15 protein-coding genes are annotated in these 18,211 nt (G+C 73.4%); 10 read left to right on the plus strand and 5 right to left on the minus strand.

From position 1 onward, the window contains the following. Positions 1-26: 26 nt before the first annotated feature. Positions 27-3,329 carry an AMP-binding protein gene (locus ACIF6L_RS15935; protein ID WP_396487488.1) on the minus strand — a complete coding sequence of 1,101 codons (3,303 nt, stop codon included), beginning with the start codon at positions 3,327-3,329 and terminating at the stop codon, positions 27-29. Positions 3,330-3,401: 72 nt separating this feature from the next. Here ACIF6L_RS15935 and ACIF6L_RS15940 point away from each other — a divergent pair, with 72 nt between their 5' ends. The 7 genes from ACIF6L_RS15940 (at position 3,402) to ACIF6L_RS15970 (ending at position 10,345) form a co-directional block, all read left to right on the plus strand. Then, on the plus strand, positions 3,402-4,670 hold the full coding sequence (locus ACIF6L_RS15940) for an ABC transporter substrate-binding protein (protein ID WP_396487489.1): 1,269 nt from the start codon (positions 3,402-3,404) through the stop codon (positions 4,668-4,670). Continuing rightward, the gene (locus ACIF6L_RS15945; protein ID WP_359807171.1) at positions 4,667-5,590 is read left to right on the plus strand and encodes a sugar ABC transporter permease; all 924 of its coding nucleotides are present in this window, start codon (positions 4,667-4,669) and stop codon (positions 5,588-5,590) included. The genes ACIF6L_RS15940 and ACIF6L_RS15945 overlap by 4 nt, the downstream gene beginning before the upstream one ends. Continuing rightward, a complete protein-coding gene (locus tag ACIF6L_RS15950; protein WP_329491346.1) occupies positions 5,587-6,420 on the plus strand; it encodes a carbohydrate ABC transporter permease in 834 nt (277 codons plus the stop codon). Before ACIF6L_RS15945 ends, ACIF6L_RS15950 begins: the two co-directional genes overlap by 4 nt. A 48-nt stretch (positions 6,421-6,468) precedes the next feature. After that, complete coding sequence (locus ACIF6L_RS15955; protein WP_329491345.1) at positions 6,469-7,647, plus strand: sn-glycerol-3-phosphate ABC transporter ATP-binding protein UgpC; 1,179 nt, start codon at positions 6,469-6,471, stop codon at positions 7,645-7,647. Positions 7,648-7,745: 98 nt separating this feature from the next. Next, positions 7,746-8,015, plus strand: coding sequence for a GlsB/YeaQ/YmgE family stress response membrane protein (locus ACIF6L_RS15960; RefSeq protein WP_329491344.1), 270 nt, complete (start codon positions 7,746-7,748; stop codon positions 8,013-8,015). A 231-nt stretch (positions 8,016-8,246) separates the two neighbouring features. Further along, positions 8,247-8,990, plus strand: a complete 744-nt coding sequence (locus ACIF6L_RS15965; protein WP_396487492.1) for a polyprenol monophosphomannose synthase — start codon at positions 8,247-8,249, stop codon at positions 8,988-8,990. Between the two features lie 98 nt (positions 8,991-9,088). Beyond that, entirely contained in the window at positions 9,089-10,345 is a 1,257-nt protein-coding gene (locus tag ACIF6L_RS15970; protein ID WP_396487494.1) for an aromatic acid exporter family protein, read from the plus strand. Between the two features lie 68 nt (positions 10,346-10,413). On the opposite strand, the gene ACIF6L_RS15975 is transcribed toward ACIF6L_RS15970, so the two are convergent. The 4 genes from ACIF6L_RS15975 to ACIF6L_RS15990 all read right to left on the minus strand — a co-directional run bounded on the left by ACIF6L_RS15975 (position 10,414) and on the right by ACIF6L_RS15990 (position 15,226). Then, on the minus strand, positions 10,414-10,887 hold the full coding sequence (locus ACIF6L_RS15975; RefSeq protein WP_352295268.1) for a VOC family protein: 474 nt from the start codon (positions 10,885-10,887) through the stop codon (positions 10,414-10,416). Between the two features lie 108 nt (positions 10,888-10,995). Next, the gene (locus ACIF6L_RS15980; RefSeq protein WP_396487496.1) at positions 10,996-12,972 is read right to left on the minus strand and encodes a phosphocholine-specific phospholipase C; all 1,977 of its coding nucleotides are present in this window, start codon (positions 12,970-12,972) and stop codon (positions 10,996-10,998) included. Between the two features lie 52 nt (positions 12,973-13,024). Then, positions 13,025-14,470, minus strand: coding sequence for an endonuclease/exonuclease/phosphatase family protein (locus ACIF6L_RS15985; protein ID WP_396487498.1), 1,446 nt, complete (start codon positions 14,468-14,470; stop codon positions 13,025-13,027). A 282-nt stretch (positions 14,471-14,752) separates the two neighbouring features. Next, positions 14,753-15,226 carry an SRPBCC family protein gene (locus ACIF6L_RS15990; RefSeq protein ID WP_396487500.1) on the minus strand — a complete coding sequence of 158 codons (474 nt, stop codon included), beginning with the start codon at positions 15,224-15,226 and terminating at the stop codon, positions 14,753-14,755. Positions 15,227-15,511: 285 nt separating this feature from the next. Here ACIF6L_RS15990 and ACIF6L_RS15995 point away from each other — a divergent pair, with 285 nt between their 5' ends. The 3 genes from ACIF6L_RS15995 to ACIF6L_RS16005 all read left to right on the plus strand — a co-directional run bounded on the left by ACIF6L_RS15995 (position 15,512) and on the right by ACIF6L_RS16005 (position 18,120). Next, positions 15,512-16,567, plus strand: a complete 1,056-nt coding sequence (locus ACIF6L_RS15995) for a mechanosensitive ion channel family protein (protein ID WP_396487501.1) — start codon at positions 15,512-15,514, stop codon at positions 16,565-16,567. A gap of 101 nt (positions 16,568-16,668) precedes the next feature. Further along, positions 16,669-17,613 (plus strand): SigB/SigF/SigG family RNA polymerase sigma factor, encoded by a 945-nt coding sequence (locus ACIF6L_RS16000; RefSeq protein WP_396487503.1) that lies wholly within the window; start codon positions 16,669-16,671, stop codon positions 17,611-17,613. Positions 17,614-17,727: 114 nt separating this feature from the next. Beyond that, on the plus strand, positions 17,728-18,120 hold the full coding sequence (locus ACIF6L_RS16005; RefSeq protein ID WP_396487505.1) for an STAS domain-containing protein: 393 nt from the start codon (positions 17,728-17,730) through the stop codon (positions 18,118-18,120). Positions 18,121-18,211: the final 91 nt, after the last annotated feature.

The raw sequence follows: 18,211 nt of genomic DNA on the forward strand, positions 1-18,211 counted from the left end.
GTGCACGCACCCCTTCCGCCTCCTCCTCACCCGGCCTCCGGCAAGCGGGCCTCCAGGGCCTGCGCCAGCTCCGCGACGGTCTCCGGAGCGAAGGCGTGCTCGTTGTAGCGCAGCCAGCAGACCAGCCCGCCGTCCGGCTGCTCGACCGCCGCCAGCTCCGGCACATGCCGGTCCCCGCCCGGCATCGGGTACGGCACGGTCGCGCTGCGCGGCACCTCCCAGGCGGTGCAGGCCAGCCCGGGCAGCTGGGCCGGCGCGCTCCAGCTCTCGTAGCGGAGCCAGGCGGCGAACGGCACCCGGGGGCTGAACTCCGCGAACGGGTAGAGCTGGTGGTCCAGGGCGGCCGTCGAGGCGGTCCGGACCCGGGCCAGCAGTTCGGCGAACCCGGGTGCGCCCGTCGCGTCGATCCGCAGCAGCAGCGACTGGACGAAGCAGCCCACGGCCCGCTCGGCCGCCGGTTCGGTCCGGCCCGGCACCGGGGTCATCAGCACCAGGTCGCCCTGGCCGCTGCGCTCCGCCAGCAGGCCCAGCCAGACCGCCGCGAGCGCCTGGAAGGGCGTCGCGCCCGCCTCGGCCGCGCGGGCCCGCAGGGCCGCGGCCCGCTCCGGCGCGACGGCCAGCCGGTGGGCCGCGCTCAGCACGACCTCGGTGGACCGCCGCCCCGGGAACGGCTCCACCGCCGGCGGCGCGCCCGCCAGGGTGCGGGCGAAGTGGGCGCGGGAGGCCGGCCAGTGGGCGTTGGACCGGGCGACGAGCTCCCGGTACTCGGGTCCCGGCCGGGGAGCGGGCGCCGACCGGCCGCGCCGCAGCGCCGAGTAGAGCACGCCCAGCTCGCGCAGCAGCACCCCGATCGACCAGCCGTCGGCGACCATGTGGTGCACCGCGAGCAGCACGGCGTGGTCGTCCGGGCCGCGGGTGACCACGGCGAGGCGGGTCATCGGCCCCTCGGCGATGTCGGTCAGCCGGTCCCGGACGGCGACCAGCCGGGCGGAGACCTCGTCGTCGCTCTCGCCCGGGGCCTCGACCGGGACGACCTCCACGCCCGGGTCCGCGTCGACCACCGCGCGCCGGATTCCCGGCTGCCCGGCTCCCGGTACCGGGACGAACCGGGTCCGCAGCGCCGGGTGACGGCGCGCCACCTCGTGCAGCGCCTCGGCCAGCAGGTCGGTGCGCAGCGGCTCGGTGACCCGGAACATCACGGCCACCGATCCGACGTTGCGGCCCTCGGCCTCGGCCGTCCAGCGCAGGAAGTTCTCCTGCTGGGAGGTGAGCGGGACGTCGTGCGGCTGGGCGCGCAGCTCCCGGAGGAAGTCCGAGACCTCCTCCTCGGCCGGTGGGCCCGGCTCCCGGACCGTCGTCGGCGCCTCCTTGAGCCAGGCCGCCTGGGCGCGCAGCGAGGGCCGTTCGAAGACCAGGGCGGTGCTCGCCGTGACGCCGAACTCGGCGGAGATGGCGGCGGCCAGCTGGACGGCCCGGAAGGAGTCCCCGCCGAGGGCGAAGAACTCGTCCTCGACGGCCCGCACCGGGCGGCCCAGCACCCGCCGCCAGAGCCCGGCCAGGGCGACCTCGCGGTCGGTGGCGGGCGGGGTGCCGGGGGCGGGGTCGGCCGATTCGGTGAACCGGGCCCGCAGTTCGTGCTTCACCACCTTGCCGCTGGGGTTGCGCGGCAGGCGGTCGGTGACCAGGATCCGGACGGGCAGTTCGGCGCGACCGAGCCGGGCGCTCAGGAACAGCCGCAGCTCGTCGAGGTCGAGGCCGTCCGCGGCGGGCACCACGGCGGCGACCGGTACGGCGCCCATCACCGGGTGCGGGACGCCCAGCGCGGCCGCGTCCGCGACCCGCGGGTGGGCGTGCAGCACGTCCTCGATGCGCAGCGTGGAGACCTTCAGCGCACCGGACTTGATGAGGTCGCTCTCCCGGTCCACCAGGTAGAGGTAGCCGTCCGCGTCGAGCCGGCCGAGGTCGCCCATCCGCACCCAGCCGTCCCGGAAGACGGCGGCCGACTCGCCCGGTCCGGCCACGTAGCCGCGCGGCGGGCCGGGCTGGCGCAGCCAGACCTCGCCGACGGCGCCGGGCTCCACCGGGTGCCCGTCCGCGCCGAGCAGCCGCAGGTCGGCCGGGTTGGCAGGGCGGCCGACCGAGCCCGGCCGGCGGGCGTCCACGACGGCCGATATCTGGGCCGGGGAGGACTCGGCGGAGGTGTAGGTGTTGACGACGGTGGCGGTGGGGAGCGCGGCGGTGAGCGCCGTCGCGACCGGCGCGGGCAGCGCGGCCGCCGAGGAGCTGACCAGCAGCACGCTGCCGAGGTCCCGGCGGTGGGCCACGCCGGAGTTCAGCAGTTCCACGGCCATCGAGGGCACCAGGAAGACGGTGCCGACCCGGTGTTCCTCGACGGTCCGGCCGAACTCCTCGGCGTCGAAGCGCGGCAGGCAGATCGTCGTGGGCGCCGCGACCAGGGCGTTGACCAGGACGACCTGGGCCGCGTTGGTGCCGATCGGGAAGGCGTGCACGGCGTGCGCCGAGTGGGCGTACGGCCGGGGTCTGGGATCCAGCCGCTGCCCCGCGGTGAGGCTGGCGTGCGCGGCGTGCACGCCCTTGGGCGCCCCGGTGGTGCCGGAGGTGCCGATCACCTGGGCCAGGTCCTCGGGGCGGGCCCGGTGCGGCGGCTCGTCGGGGGCGCCGGTCACCGCCTCCAGCGCGGCGAGCGGCAGGCAGGGCACGCCGGCCGCGGCCGCCCGGGGGTCCTCCGCCGGGCCGGCCACCGCCAGGCGCACCGCGCTCGCCGTCGCGAGCCGCGCGGTGTCCTCCGGGCCGAGGTCCTCGCGGACCACCACCCCGGCCGCGCCCGCGTAGTGGACCGCGAGGAAGGCCACCGCGTACGCGTCCCAGCCGTGGTTGGTGAACAGCAGCAGCACCCGGTCCCCGGGCCGGACCCCGGCGCGGGCGAGTCCGTGGGCGGCGCGGACGGCGCGCTCGCGCCACCGGCGGTAGTCCAGCGGCGCGCCTCCGGGGACGAGCAGGGCGGTCCGTCCGGGGTGCCGGGCCGCCCGGTCGTCCAGCAGATCGGGCAGGGCGAGCGGGGTGCTGACGGTGGATCGGGTGTTGATGACGACTCCCGGAAGGGCCTGGACGGGGACTGCGGCCGATCGGCCGAACGGGTGAATGGTCCAGACCGTAGCGGCTGTGCGGGCCGGCCCGCCAGAGCCACCGGCCGGCCGGCGCCGATCGAAGCGGAACGGCGCCGGGCCCGGTCCGACCGTTCCCGCCGCACGCGGCGGCGGCGGTCGGACCAGCTCTAGCCCACCCGGCGGGTATCGGGTGTGTCGCACCGTCAGCTCCCGGCCCGCCCCCGCCCCGCGCCCTAGCGTGACCACCCGCAGGCCGCCACCGGAGGGAGAGCCGTGCCGAGACCACGTCACCGGGCCGCACTCGTCCTGGTCCACTTGCTGACCCTGGCCCTCGCCGCCTGCGGCAGCGGCGCCGACGGGGGCGGCGGACCGGTCACCCTCGACTGGTACAACTTCCCCGACGACTCCGGCGCCCTCCAGCAGGCCGCCGACTCCTGCGGCCGCAACTCCGGCGGGCGCTACTCGATCCGCTACAACAAGCTGCCGCGCACCGCCGACGGCCAGCGCCAGCAGCTGGTGCGCCGGCTCGCGGCGCACGACGCCGGGGTGGACATCATGGGCCTCGACGTCACCTGGGCGCCCGAGTTCGCCGAGGCCGGCTGGATCCGCGAGTGGACCGGCGCGCTCAAGGAGCAGGCCGGCGCGGACACCCTGGCCGCCGCGCTGAAGACCGCGACCTGGAAGGACCGGCTGTACGCCGTCCCGTACAACTCCAACACCCAACTGCTCTGGTACCGCGACGACCTGGTCCCCACCCCGCCGCGCACCTGGGCCGAGATGCTCGGCATGGCCGACGCGCTGGCCAAGGCCGGCAAACCGCACTTCGTCGAGGTCCAGGGCGCCCAGTACGAGGGCCTGACGGTCTGGTTCAACACCCTGGTGACCAGCGCCGGCGGTTCGGTGCTCACCCCCGACGCGACCGCCCCCTCGCTCGGGCCGCCGGCCGTCACCGCCGCCGGCGTCATCCGGGACCTCGCCCACTCCCCCGCCGCCGACCCCTCGCTCTCCAACCAGATGGAGGACCAGAACCGGCTGGCGATGGAGTCCGGTTCCGCCGCCTTCGAGCTCAACTACCCGTTCGTCTACCCCGCGATGAAGGCCGACCAGCCCGAGCTGTTCCCGCACTTCCGCTGGGCGCCCTACCCGGCCGTCCTCCCGGACCGCCCGGCGAGCGTGACCATCGGCGGGATCGACCTCGCGGTCGGTGCCTACAGCCGGCACCCCGAGCTGGCCCAGGAGGCCACCCTCTGCCTGCGCAACCGCGACAACCAGCTGACCAACGCGCTCAAGGGCGGCCTGCCGCCGTCGCTGCGCAGCCTCTACACCGCCGCCGAGCTGACCGACAGCTACCCGTTCGCCGCCGACGTGCTGGCGGCGCTGGACTCCGCCTCCGTCCGGCCGCAGACGCCCGCCTACCAGAACGTCTCGATCGCGATCTCGCACGCGCTCTCCCCACCGTCCGCCGTGCAGCCGGAGAGCACCGTCTCCGCGCTGAACGGCCAGCTCAGGGACGCGCTCGGCTCGAAGGGGCTGATCCCGTGACCAGGCCGCCCACCCTCCCCGCGACAGCCCCGAAGGGCCTGTCCGAGGGCTCGCGCCAGGAGCGCCGGCTCGGCTGGCTGCTCTGCGCCCCGGCCGTGCTGGTGATGACCGCCGTGACGGCCTACCCGGTCGGCTACGCCGTCTACCTCTCCCTCCAGCGCTACGACCTGCGCTTCCCCCAGCAGGCGGAGTTCGTCTGGTTCGGCAACTACGCCGCCGTGCTCTCCTCCCCGTTCTGGTGGCAGGCGCTCTGGGTGACGGTGCTGATCACCGCCGTCTCGGTGGCCATCGAGCTGGTGCTGGGGCTCGCCCTGGCGCTGGTGATGCACCGGGCGGTGTTCGGCCGGGGCACGGTGCGCACCGCCGTCCTCGTGCCGTACGGGATCGTCACCGTGGTCGCCGCCTACTCCTGGCAGTACGCCTGGACGCCGGGCACCGGCTACCTGGCCGCGCTGCTGCCCGAGGGCAGCGCCCCGCTCACCGACCACTGGCAGGCGATCGGGCTGATCATCCTGGCCGAGGTGTGGAAGACCACGCCCTTCATGGCGCTCCTGCTGCTGGCCGGTCTGGCGCTCGTCCCCGGGGAGACCGTCCGGGCCGCGATGGTGGACGGCGCGACCTTCGGCCAGCGGCTGCGGCTGGTGATCCTGCCGCTGATGAAGCCGGCCATCCTGGTCGCCCTGCTCTTCCGCACCCTCGACGCGTTCCGGGTCTTCGACAACATCTACGTCCTGACCGGCGGGTCCAACGACACCGGCTCGGTGTCGATCCTCGGCTACGACAACCTCTTCACCGCGCTCAACCTGGGCATCGGCTCGGCGATCTCGGTGCTGATCTTCCTCTGCGTGGCGGCGATCGCGCTGGTCTTCATCAAGGTGTTCGGCGCCTCGGCGCCCGGTGGCGGGACGGAGGGCCGATGACCTCCCGACGCACGCGCGCGGCGGCCGGCTGGGGCGTCGTCAACCTGCTGGTGGTGCTCTACGCGCTGTTCCCCGTCTGGTGGATCGCCGCGCTCTCCTTCAAGGACCCGAGCACGCTGAACGACGGCGACTTCGTCCCGCGCAAGTGGACGCTGGAGAACTACCGCGGCATCTTCCAGACCTCGGACTTCACCCGCGCGCTGGTCAACTCGATCGGCATCGCCGTCATCGCCACCACCATCGCGGTCGTCCTCGGCACCATGGCCGCCTACGCGGTGGCCCGCCTGCGCTTCCCGGGCAAGCGGCTGCTGATCGGGATGTCGCTGCTGATCGCGATGTTCCCGCCGATCTCGCTGGTCTCGCCGCTGTTCAACATCGAGCGGGTCCTGGGCCTCTTCGACACCTGGCCGGGCCTGATCATCCCGTACATGACGTTCTCGCTGCCGCTGGCGATCTACACCCTGTCGGCGTTCTTCCGGGAGATCCCGTGGGACCTGGAGAAGGCGGCGAAGGTGGACGGCGCGACGCCCGCGCAGGCGTTCCGGCTGGTGATCGCGCCGCTGGCGGCGCCGGGGGTGTTCACCACCGGGATCCTGGTCTTCATCTTCTGCTGGAACGACTTCCTCTTCGCCATCTCGCTGACCTCCACCAACGCCGCACGGACCGTCCCGGCGGCGATCGCGTTCTTCACCGGCAGCTCGCAGTTCCAGCAGCCGACCGGCTCGATCGCCGCGGCGGCCGTGGTGATCACGATCCCGATCGTGGTCTTCGTGCTGCTGTTCCAGCGCCGCATCGTGGCCGGCCTCACCGCCGGCGCCGTCAAGGGCTGACCCCCGAAAAGCACCCCGCAGGAAGCGTCCCAGGAAGGCAGGCAGGGCATGGCCGAGATCGTCCTCGACGGCATCACCAAGCGCTACCCGGACGGCGCGGTCGCCGTCCACGGCATCGACCTGACCGTCGCGGACGGCGAGTTCGTGATCCTGGTCGGCCCCTCGGGCTGCGGGAAGTCCACCACCCTCAACATGATCGCGGGCCTGGAGGACATCACCGAGGGCACCCTGCGGATCGACGGCCAAGTGGTCAACGACCGCGCGCCCAAGGACCGGGACATCGCCATGGTGTTCCAGAGCTACGCGCTCTACCCGCACATGAGCGTCCGCGAGAACATGGGCTTCGCCCTGCGGCTGGCGAAGACCGACAAGGCGGTGATCGCCGCCAAGGTCGAGGAGGCCGCCCGGATCCTCGACCTGACCGAGCACCTGGACCGCCGGCCCGCCAACCTCTCCGGCGGCCAGCGCCAGCGGGTCGCGATGGGCCGGGCTATCGTCCGCGACCCCAAGGCCTTCCTGATGGACGAGCCGCTCTCCAACCTGGACGCCAAGCTCCGGGTGCAGATGCGCACCCAGATCTCCCGCCTCCAGCGCCGGCTGGGCACCACCACCGTCTACGTGACGCACGACCAGGTCGAGGCGATGACGCTCGGCGACCGCGTGGTGGTGCTGCGCGGCGGCGTCGTCCAGCAGGTCGGCGCGCCGCAGCAGCTCTACGACGAGCCGGTCAACCTGTTCGTCGCCGGGTTCATCGGCTCACCGGGGATGAACTTCCTGGACGCCACCCTGGAGCAGGGCGTGCTGCGCACCGCGCTGGCCGACCTGCCGGTGAGCGACCGGCTCCGGCAGCGGCTGACCGCGGCGGACGCGCCGCGCGAGGTGGTCGTCGGGCTGCGGCCCGAGCACTTCGAGGACGCGGCCCTCCTGGAGCACCCGCACGGCGGTCGGACGGCCACCGTCGCCGTCGAGGTGCTGGAGTCGGTCGGCTCCGACGTCTTCGCGCACTTCACGGTCGAGGGCGAGGCGGCCGTCCCGGGTGCGCTGGAGGAGCTGGCCGCGCAGCGGCGGGACACCGGCGCCACCGCGCGCGGGCGCGAGGTGGTGGCCCGGATCGGCACCGACACCCGGGCCGCCGAGGGCAGCCCGCTGGAGCTGTGGATCGACACCGACCGGCTGCACGTCTTCGACCCGGTCTCCGGGGCCGCCCTCAGCCACGCCGACCGCTGAGCGCCCGGCCGGGCCCGCCGCCGGGCGGCCCGCGCCGACGTGCCGAAGCGGGTGATCCGGGCGATCATGGGGAAACGCGCATCGAAAGGTGGAATGCGATGTTCCAGCTCCTGTGGATTCTGCTCATCGGTTTCGTGCTGGGTGTTCTGGCCAAGCTGATCCTGCGTGGCCCGCAGGCGATCCCCTGGTGGTTGACGATGCTGCTCGGCGCCGCGGGCGCCTGGCTGGGCAACGCGGTGGCCGGCTGGGTCGGCGTGCGGCACACCTCGGGCATCGACTGGATCCGCCACATCCTCCAGCTCGCCTTCGCCGTCGGCCTGATCGCCCTGGTCGCCCCCGCCTGGAGCAGATCGCACCCCAGCCGGTAGGCACCCGGCACCGCAGCCGGAGGGCACACCCGGCACCCCGGCCGAGGACGACACGTCCCGGACCGGGGTGCCGGCCGGCGGCCGGACGGCCGCGGCCCGGAGCACCGGTGGGCGGTGCGACCGGGCACGTACGACCGCGGCTAGACTCGCCCGACCGAAGTGGACACCTGTCCGGTCGGCTGCGGGCGCCGGCGGCGCGGCACCGGCCGGGGATCGCGCGAGGGACAGAACATGGTCGAGGCCTCCCCCAAGGTCGTTGTCGTCGTACCCACGTACAACGAGCGGGAGAACCTGCCGGTCCTCGCGGGGCTGCTCGCTGACCTGAAGCTGCCCGGTCTGCACCTGCTGGTGGTCGACGACAACTCCCCGGACGGCACCGGCGAGGTCGCGGACGGGCTCGCGGCCCGGGCGCCCGGCACGGTCTCCGTACTGCACCGCACCGAGAAGGACGGCCTCGGCCGGGCCTACGTCGCGGGCATGACCCGGGCCCTGGAGGAGGGCGCCGACGTGGTGGTGCAGATGGACGCCGACCTGTCGCACCCCGCCTCGGTCCTCCCGGTCATGGTGGAGACACTGCTGGCCGACGAGAGCACCGCCGTGGTGCTCGGCTCGCGCTACGTGCCCGGCGGCTCGACCGCCGAGGAGTGGCCGTGGCACCGCAAGGCGCTGTCGGCCTGGGCGAACCTCTACGTCAACACCATCCTCGGCCTCGGGGTCAAGGACGCCACCGCCGGGTTCAAGGCCTGGCGCGCGCAGGCCCTGCGGGCGATCGACCTGCCCTCGGTGCACAGCAACGGGTACTCGTTCCAGGTGGAGCTGAACTACCGCGCCGTCCAGCGGGGCATGCGGATCCGCGAGGTGCCGATCCGGTTCGAGGAACGCGTCCAGGGCACCTCCAAGATGAGCCTCGGCGTACAGCTCGAATCGGCGCTCGCACCCTGGAAGCTGCTGCGCGAACAGCGCCGCCGGCCCTAGCACCGGGGCCGGCGCCGTCGGCCGGACGAGCGGCTCTTTCGAGTGCCGGTGCGGTGGATCAGCAGTGTGAGCTGCCAGGACGGGGAAAGAAGGGCGGCATGGCCCTACTCCCGGAGACCCTCGCCACCACGCTGCGCCGCAGTGCCCGACAACCCTTCGTCGTCCAGACGGTCCGGGCCACGGTGGCCGCCACCCTCTCGTACGTGGTGGCCACCCGGCTGAGCAGCGAGCCGGCGCCGCTGACCGCCCCCCTGACGGCGCTGCTGGTCGTCCAGGTCACCGTCTACTCGACGCTGACCACCAGCATCCGCCGGGTCAACTCGGTGGTCGTCGGGGTGCTGATCGCGATCGGTTTCAGCTCGGTGGTCGGGCTCTCCTGGTGGAGCCTGGGCATGATCATCCTGGCCTCGCTGATCATCGGGCGGTTCGTCCGGGTGGACGAGTTCGTCCAGGAGGTGGCGATCAGCGCGATGCTCATCCTGGGCGTGAGCCAGGTGACCTCACAAGCCTGGGACCGGGTGCTGGAGACGCTGATCGGCGCCACCGTCGGACTGCTGTTCAATCTGCTGTTCGCCCCGCCGGTCTGGATCGACACGGCGGGCGAGTCGATCGAGGACCTCGCCCGGCGGGCCCGGCACCTGCTGCTCGGCATCGCCGAGGAGCTCGGCGAGCCCACCCCCGTGGAGCGCGCGGCCGAACGGCTGTACGAGGCCCGCCGGCTCGACCAGGCCATCGCGGACGTCGACGGCGCCCTGCGACAGGCCGAGGACAGTCTGCGGCTCAACCCCCGGATCAGCGAGGGGCTGCTCTCCCGGCTGGTGCTGCGGACCGGTCTGGACACGCTGGAGATCTGCGTGGTGGTGATCCGGGTGCTGGCCCGGTCGCTCACCGACCTCGCCAAGCGGCGGGCCCCGGGCGAGCGGCTGTTCCCGGCCGACGTCGCGGTCGCGCTGGAGGAGCTGCTGAGCCACCTCGGCGGGGCGCTGGTGAGCTTCGCGGTACTGGTCACCACCCAGGTGAGCCGCAACGCCGAGGAGGCCGAGCGGCGGCTGACCTCCGAGCTGGCCGCCGCCTGGGCCAGTCGGGAGAACGTCGCCCATCTGCTGCTGCTCCGGGTGCAGGAGCACCCGGAGGCCTGGCAGCTGCACGGTTCGCTGCTGGCCGAGGTGGACCGGATCCTCGACGAACTCGATCTGGAGCACCGCAGCCGGCGGCTGATGGAGGAACTGGACCGGGCCTCGGTGGCGAACCGGGAGCGGTTCTCCCGGTTCGCCCGGCTGCGGAGGCTGGCCCGGGGCGAGCGGCTGAACCCGGGCCGGCTGCGGAGGCGGCGGGCGGTCAAACAGCGGGCCTGAGGGCAGCGGTCCTGAGGGCAGGGGTCCTGAGGGCAGCGGTCCTCAGGACCGACGCGGCGGAGGCAGTCTCAGCCCCGGGCGGCGTCGAGGAGCGGCTGGATCTCGATCTTCTGCATCCGCAGCATCGCCGCCACCACCCGGGCGGCCTTGGCCGGGTCCGGGTCCGCGATCAGTTCGGTCAGCACGCGGGGGACGATCTGCCACGAGAGCCCGTAGCGGTCCTTGAGCCAGCCGCACTCGCTGGCCGCGCCGCCGTCGGCGGTGAGCTTGGCCCAGAGGTCGTCGACCTCCTGCTGGTCGGCGCAGTCGACCTGGAGCGAGATGGCCTCGGTGAAGTGGAACACCGGACCGCCGTTGAGGGCGACGAACTGCTGACCGTCGAGTTCGAAGGTGACGGTCATGACCCGGCCCGGCTCGCCGGGGCCGGTCTCGCCGTAGTGGGTCACGCCGGTGATCCGGGAGTTGGCGAAGACCGAGGTGTAGAAGCGGGCGGCCTCTTCGGCCTGGTCGTCGAACCAGAGGAAGGTGGTGATCTTCTGCATGGCCCGACGCTAGCCGCCGGGCCGCGGCGGGCGGCCGAGCCACGGCCGGAGGTCACCGGTTCGGCGCCTCCGGCCGTTCCCGCCCGGGCCCGGGCGGCGGCGCCGGGGTCAGTGCACCCAGCCCGCGTACCGCTGGGTGAAGCGCAGACCGGTGCCCGCCGTCACGACGACGTCGTAGCGGCCCTGCTTGTCCAGCGGCCAGGCCAGGTTGGCCTGCTTGCCGGGCTTGACCCAGACCGTCTGCGCGGTGCCCGCGAAGTCGTTGGGCACCACGGTGAAGCCGACGTCGGTCAGGCCGTCGTTGACCAGTTGGAGGGTGAGCCGGGAGGAGCCGCTCAGATCGGCCGTCACGATCGGCACGCCGATGTCGTTCTGGCCGTCCTCACCGTCGCGGACGACGGTGCCGGCGAAGCGGCGGACGAAGCCGTCGGGGCCGTGGACGGTGAAGTCGTACCGGCCGTGCGTGGCGGCGGCGTCCCAGACGTAGGTGGCGGTGGCAGCGGGCGCCACCGTGTACGGCGTCCCGGCGAACGGGAGGACGATGTTGGGGTAGACGGTGTAGGGGAAGGCGACCGAGCCGTCGTTGCTCATCGTGCAGGTGACCTTGCCGGTCTTCCGGTCCACCTCGACGTCCGCCCAGGGCTGGTAGGGCAGGTGACGGTGCGGGCGCTCGCCGGGCTCCTGGACGGGCATCGACTGGGTGCCGGCGGCGGGCAGCGCGACGCCGGGGAGCGCCGCCCCCGCGTCGGCCTTGGCCATCAGGGCCACGGTGTCGGGCAGGTCCGGTATGGAGAAGTCCGGGGCCGCGAAGTCGAAGCAGCTGGTGAGGTCGCCACAGACGGCCCGGCGCCAGGCGGAGATGTTGGGTTCGGCGACCCCGGTGACCTGTTCCATGAAGCGCAGGACCGAGGTGTGGTCGAAGACCTGGGAGTTGACGTAGCCGCCACGTGACCAGGGGGAGGCCACCCAGAGCGGTACCCGGTTGCCGAGGCCGATCGCGCGGCCCTGGGTGAACTCCTCGGCCGTACCGGCCTCGGGGGTGGGTGGCACCATGTGGTCGAAGTAGCCGTCGTTCTCGTCGTACATGACGAGGAAGACGGTGTGCTGCCAGACGGCGGGGTTGGACATCAGCGACTGGAGGGCCTGGTTCACCCAGTGCGCGCCGTACGCCGGGCCCGCGTTGGGGTGTTCGCTGAACAGGTAGGGCGCGACCAGCCAGGAGACGGTCGGCAGGGTGGCGTCCTTGCAGTGGGCGTCGAAGGCCGCCGGGTCGAACCTGGTCATCGCGTTGACGTAACGCGGGTCGTCCTTCGGGAAGTTGTGGAACTGCTTGAAGTAGGACAGGGCGTTGTCGTCGTAGTCGCCCGTCCGGTCGTCCTTGCTGGGGTTGTGGTAGACCCGCCAGGAGACGCCGGCCGCCTGCAGCCGCTCGGCGTAGGTCGTCCAGTCCGCGACGGGGTTGTCGGTCACCGGGGTGTTGTCGATCCAGGGGCCGGTGGTGCCGTCCCGTCCGGGGCCGGAGGTGCCCGTCCACAGGTAGAGCCGGTTGGGGTCGGTCGGGCCGGCCAGCGAGGTGAAGTAGGCGTCGCAGAGGGTGAACGCGTCGGCCAGCGCGTACTGGTAGGGGATGTCGGCGCGGGTGAAGTACCCCATGGTGCGCTCGCCCTTGGCGGCGATCCACTTGTTCATCGCGCCGTTGTTGATCGCCTGGTGACCGGTCGCCCAGTCGTGCGGGAGGCCGCCGGCGTTCTGCGCGTTGTACTTGGCCGTGTCCATCCGGTACGGCAGCATCGCGCCGCCGTCGGCGCGCCCGGCGTCGGGCTGGCGGAACACGTCGGTGCCGTCCGGGAACCGGAGGGCCTGCTTGTCACCGAAGCCGCGGACGCCGTTGAGGGTGCCGAAGTAGTGGTCGAAGCTGCGGTTCTCCTGCATCAGGACCACGACGTGCTTGACGTCCTTGATGGTGCCGGTGGGCCGGCCGGCGGCGGGAGCGGCGCTCGCGGACGCGGCGGGCAGGCCGGTCAGTGCGGCGGCGCCGGCGGCCGCGGTGGCGCCGACGAAGGAACGACGGGAGAGATCGGACATGGCGAACGGGCCTCTCGGGGCGGGGGAGGGAGCAGGACGGGGCGGGAGGCCGTCAGAGCTGGAAGGTGGCGACCGCGGCGGCGCTGTCGGAGGGCCACTGGTTGGCGGCGATCGCGGCCGGGTCGGTCCCGGTGGCGGGCCAGTCCGCCACCAGGGTGTGCGCCTCGACCAGCTTCAGCGGGCCGGCGTACAGCACATAGTCGATCCGGTCCTGCGGCTCCGGTTTGCTGCCCCGCTGCTTGCGGACCGGCGACCAGGTGGCCCCGGGCGCCTTGGCCGGGTTCCGGTTCTCCTCCCGGAAGCTGTCGGTCAGTCCGGCCTCCTGGAGGGCCACCGTGACCGGCCAGTTCAGCGGGCCTGCCCCGCCGTGGCTGGCCGCGGTGGCCGCCGTCCAGTCCAGGTGCGAGGGCGAGGAGAGCGCGCCGGCGAGGACCACCGGGGTGTGCGCGGCGGCCTCGGCGCGGACGGCCGCGGCGAGCGCCGTGGCCTGCCGGAGGCGGGCGGAGGCGCTCTCCCCGGCGGTCACCTGGGCAGCGCTCTGGCCGTCCTGCACCGCGTAGGGGCCGTAGTTCGCCTCGTCCAGGTGGGCGGCCCAGAAGCGGACGCCCCGGCCGCCGGGCAGCTGCACCGTCACACCGGCCGCGGGCAGCCCGGCGGTGACCGGGGTGACGGCGGACAGCGGGTAGCGGCTGAGGACGCCGACGCTGCCCGCGCTCTGGTAGGCGTACCAGCCGAGCGCGGTGGCCAGGCTCTGGGCGGCGCTGCCGGCCGTCTCCTGGAGGGCGAGCACGTCCAGGCCCTGGGCGAGCACCACCCGCAGCTGCTTCTCCACCGCGTCGGTGAAGGCCGCGCCGGCCTCGGCGAGGTTCCAGCTCGCCACCTTCAGCCGCAGCGGCCCTGCCGGGTCCGCCACCGGGATCTGCACGGTGACGGTGTCGGTGGCGCCCGCGCTGTCCTTCACGCCGACGACCACCACCTCCGGGTTCTTCGGCGCGGTGGCGGGCGCGGTCCCGGTGAGCGTGCCGTCGGAGCCGACGGAGGCCCAGGCCGGGCCGCTGATCTTGCGGAACGCCGCGGTGCCCGCCGGGTTGCCGGCCGGCCGGGACCAGAGACCGCCGAGCTTGACCGAGACGGCGCCCCCGGGCGTCACGGCCGCGGTGGTCAGCGCGTCGACCGCGCTGTGCGGGCGGACCACGGCGGGCTTGGGCCGGAAGGTGAAGGGCGCGGTCTGCGCCAGGACGCCGTAGCCGTCCTTCGCCAGCAGGTACGCGGTGTACGGGCCGCCGGTCAGCGCCGAGGTGTCGAGCTGCACGTCCCCGGCGGCGGCCGGGGTGTACTTCCAGAGCAGCGACGAGCCGGTGCCGGGCTTCCTGCTGCCGTCGTAGACGCCGACCCAGTTCTTGGGGTCCGGGGCGTCGGTGCTCCAGTGGAAGGTGAGCCTGTCGCCTTCGACCGGGTTGGCGGATGAGCTGAGCGTCAGGGCGCTGCCTGCGGCCACGGTGGTCCTGTCCGCCGCGCCCGGGCGACCGGTCCGCGGGAGGGCACGGCCGGGCCCGTCCGCGGCTGGTCACGGAGATCGGGATGAGGGTTACCGGCAGTTGGCTGTACAACTGCGGGCGACCCCATTCATCCCAAGGTCGGCGACCGCCACGTGAACGACGCATGACGCGGTGTCGGGCGCTGCGGGAACTCCGGCCCTGACCGGGCCGCCGGCGCGGCGGGCGTCGATCGGGCGCGCTGGCGGCTGGGTGGACGGGCGGCGGTGCCGACCGGTGGGCGGTCAGGCCGCCCGGGGCGTGCCGGGGTCGGCGCCCGGGGGTGCGCTCGGCGGGCCGCCGTGCGCGGCTTCGACGAACTCCTTGAAGTCGTGCAGGTCGTCGATGACCTGACGGTCGACGAAACCGAGCGCCTCCCCGATCCGCTCCAGCAGACCCTGCGGTTCGACCTCCAGCTGGAGCATGATCCGCGTGCAGTCCTCCCCGAGACGGTGGAACGTCACCACGCCCGACTGCCGGACCTCCCCGGCCACCGCGGCCCAGGCCACCCGCTCGTCCGGCACCACCTCGGTCGTCGCGGCGTCGAACTCGCGGTGCGCGCCGGCCACGCCGACCACCCAGTGGGTGAGCTCCCTGCCACGCCGCTCGATGCTGACCACGCCGCGCATGAAGCGCGGGAAGTCCTCGACCTTCCGCCACTGTTCGTACGCCACCGCGAGCGGCACGTCGACCAGGACCGACTCCTCGATCTGTGTCATCACGTTTCCCTTCTCCGCCGAGGTCCGACCGCCGGGCCGGCGGTCGGTCATAGGGGCGCCTGCCCCGGCCCCGCCCCGGTATGCACCCGGGCCGACGATCCGTCAGACGTCACCCCGCCGGCCCAGCGCGGATCCGGCGGCGGCGGGGGGGCGATCGGCCGCCGGGCAGGCCGGGGGGCGAGCGGCGGGGCCGGGGCGGGTGTGGGCGGCGGAGCCGGGGGCAGGCGGGACCCATTCCCGCGGACCGCCCCCGCGGGACCGACCCGAGGAAGGGAACCGCACACCATGGGGTGGAGCCTCATCCGCCTGATCGTCGTCGCCGCTTCGGCCGCCGTCGCCGCCTACGGCCTCAACCTGCTCACGGAAGCCGTGGCACGACTGGTCGCCGCACGCGGGCACACCGGTCCCACACCGACCCTGCTCCGCGCCTGTCGGCCACCCCTGCTGGCGGCCACCGCCTGCGGACTGATGCTCGCCGGGGAGCCGTGGGCCCGTACCGCCCCGGTCGTGCACGCCGCCGTCCGGCATCTGCTGGTGCTCGCGACCATCGCCGCCTGCGCCTGGCTGGCCGCGCGGCTGATCGCCCTGGCGACGAGCGGCGCGATGCAACTCGCCGGGCGGCGGCGCAACCCCGCCTGGGCGGGCCGGGCCCGGACCCAGGCAGGTCTGCTCGGCCGGATCTTCCAGGCCACCGTCGCCGTGGTCGCCCTCGGGGCGATGCTGATGACCTTCCCCGCCGTCCGGGGGCTCGGGACCAGCCTGCTCGCCTCCGCCGGGCTGGTCGGCGTGGTGGCCGGGATCGCGGCCCAGAGCACCCTCGCCAACCTGTTCGCGGGCATCCAGATGGCCTTCGGCGACCTGATCCGGATCGGCGACGTCGTCGTGGTCGCCGGCGAGTGGGGGACGGTTGAGGAGATCACGCTCACCTCGGTGGTGATCGCCACCTGGGACCAGCGGCGACTGGTGATGCCGATGTCGTACTTCGCCGGCCGCCCCTTCGAGAACTGGTCGCGGCGCACCAGCAAGATCACCGGCACCGCGCTGTTCCACCTGGACCACCGCACCCCGGTGCCCGAGCTGCGGGCGGAGTTCGAGGCGTTCCTCGCCAAGAGCTCGCTGTGGGACGGCGAGGGCAGCGCCCTCCAGGTGGTCGACACCACACCGACCACCATCGTGGTGCGGGCCCTGATGACCGCGCCCGACGCCGACGCCGCGTTCGAGCTGCGCTGCCAGGTCCGCGAACACCTCGTCGGCTACCTGTGCGAGACCCATCCGCACGCCCTGCCCCGAGTGCCGGTCGCCCGCGCCGCAGGACGAGACGAGGCTCACATGTCGGGGTAATCACACCCTCTTTGCAGAATCACCACACATCAAAGGGGAATCGGTCCGAAGATCCCGGGTACACAGGGACAGACCGTCGCGGAACCGATGAAAGGACCGACATGGCTCCGTCCAGTGATGCTCTCCTCGCCCCCGTGTTCCCCCTTCAGGGCCAGGCCCGGCCGAGCGCCGGGCCTTTGGGAGCCACCTCCGGAACGCCCGGTCTCTCCGGCCTCTCGACGACCACGGAGATCACCGAGCTTCCCGAGCTCCCCGAGATCGCCGAACCGAGCGAGGTCTCCCCCGCCGACGCGCGTGAACTGACCCGGACCCTGCTGGCCCGGCTCGACGCACTGGAGGAGGGCACCCGGGAGTACTCCTATGTCCGGGCCACGCTGATCGAGCTGAACATCTCCCTGGTCCGCTACGCCGCCCGGCGCTTCAATTCCAGCCGCGAGCCGCAGGAGGACCTGGTCCAGGCGGGCATCGTCGGCCTGATCAAGGCGATCGACCGCTTCGACTCCCGGCACGGTGTGGAGTTCACCACGTTCGCGGTGCCGACGGTGCTCGGGGAGATCCGCCGCCACTTCCGTGACACCACCTGGGCCGTCCACGTGCCGCGCCGCCTCCAGGAGCTGCGGCTGACCCTGGCCAGGGCCCAGGAGCAGCTCACCCAGCGGCTCGACCGCGCCCCGACCGTCGCCGAACTGGCCGAGCACCTGTCGCTCACCCCGGAGGAGGTGACCGAGGGGCTGACCGCCGCCAACGGCCACACCGTGGGGTCGCTCGACCTGGGCTCCGAGTCCACCGACGACGACTCCCGGGGTTCCCTGGCCGACCGGCTCGGCATGGAGGACGGCCGGCTGGAGAAGATCGAGAGCCTGGTCGCCCTGAAGCCCCTGATCGCCGCGCTGCCCGAGCGTGACCGGCAGATCCTCTCGATGCGCTTCACCGAAGAGCTCACGCAGTCCGAGATCGGCGCCCGGCTGGGCGTCTCCCAGATGCACGTCTCGCGGCTGCTCAGCCGGATCCTCGGCCGGCTCCGCGCCGGTCTGGACCAGGACTGACCGAGCGACCCCGGCGGCCGGGGCGTCACTCCTCCTGTGGGGCGTGCGCCTTGGCCGCGGGCTTTCCCCCGCGTATGGTCGAAGGGAACTCTCTGGAGGGGAAAGACAACCACGATGTCAGTCGAGGACGAGCAGTACCGGATCACGGCGGCGGCGAGCACTCTGCCGCCCGCGCTGACCGTGGACATAAGGCGGGCCGACGCCGAGGCGGCGGTCTGCGCGGTGGCGGGTGATCTCGACATCGACAGCCTCCTGCCCGCCGAGCGGGCGCTGACCTCCCTGGTCGACGAGGGCACCCCCCTGGTCGTGGTCGATCTGGAGGGCGTCGGCTTCTGCGACTCCTCCGGCCTGAACCTGTTGTTGAAGACCCGCCTGGCCGCCTCCGCAGCCGGGGTGGAGTTCCGCCTCGCGGCCGTGGCCACGCCGGTCGCCCGCGTCCTGGAACTGACCGGCGCCGGCGCCGTGTTCTCCATCCATGACTCGGTCGGCGCGGCGCTCGTCCGTTGAGCACGACCGTGCGATCCGGCCCGCTCCGCCCGCCCATGACCACGGGCGACCAGTCGAACGGCCGTCACAGGAATATCCTGGCGCTGCCCGG

Origin of the sequence: Kitasatospora sp. NPDC086009 (genome assembly GCF_044540385.1) — a bacterium.
Taxonomy (GTDB): Bacteria; Actinomycetota; Actinomycetes; order Streptomycetales; family Streptomycetaceae; genus Kitasatospora.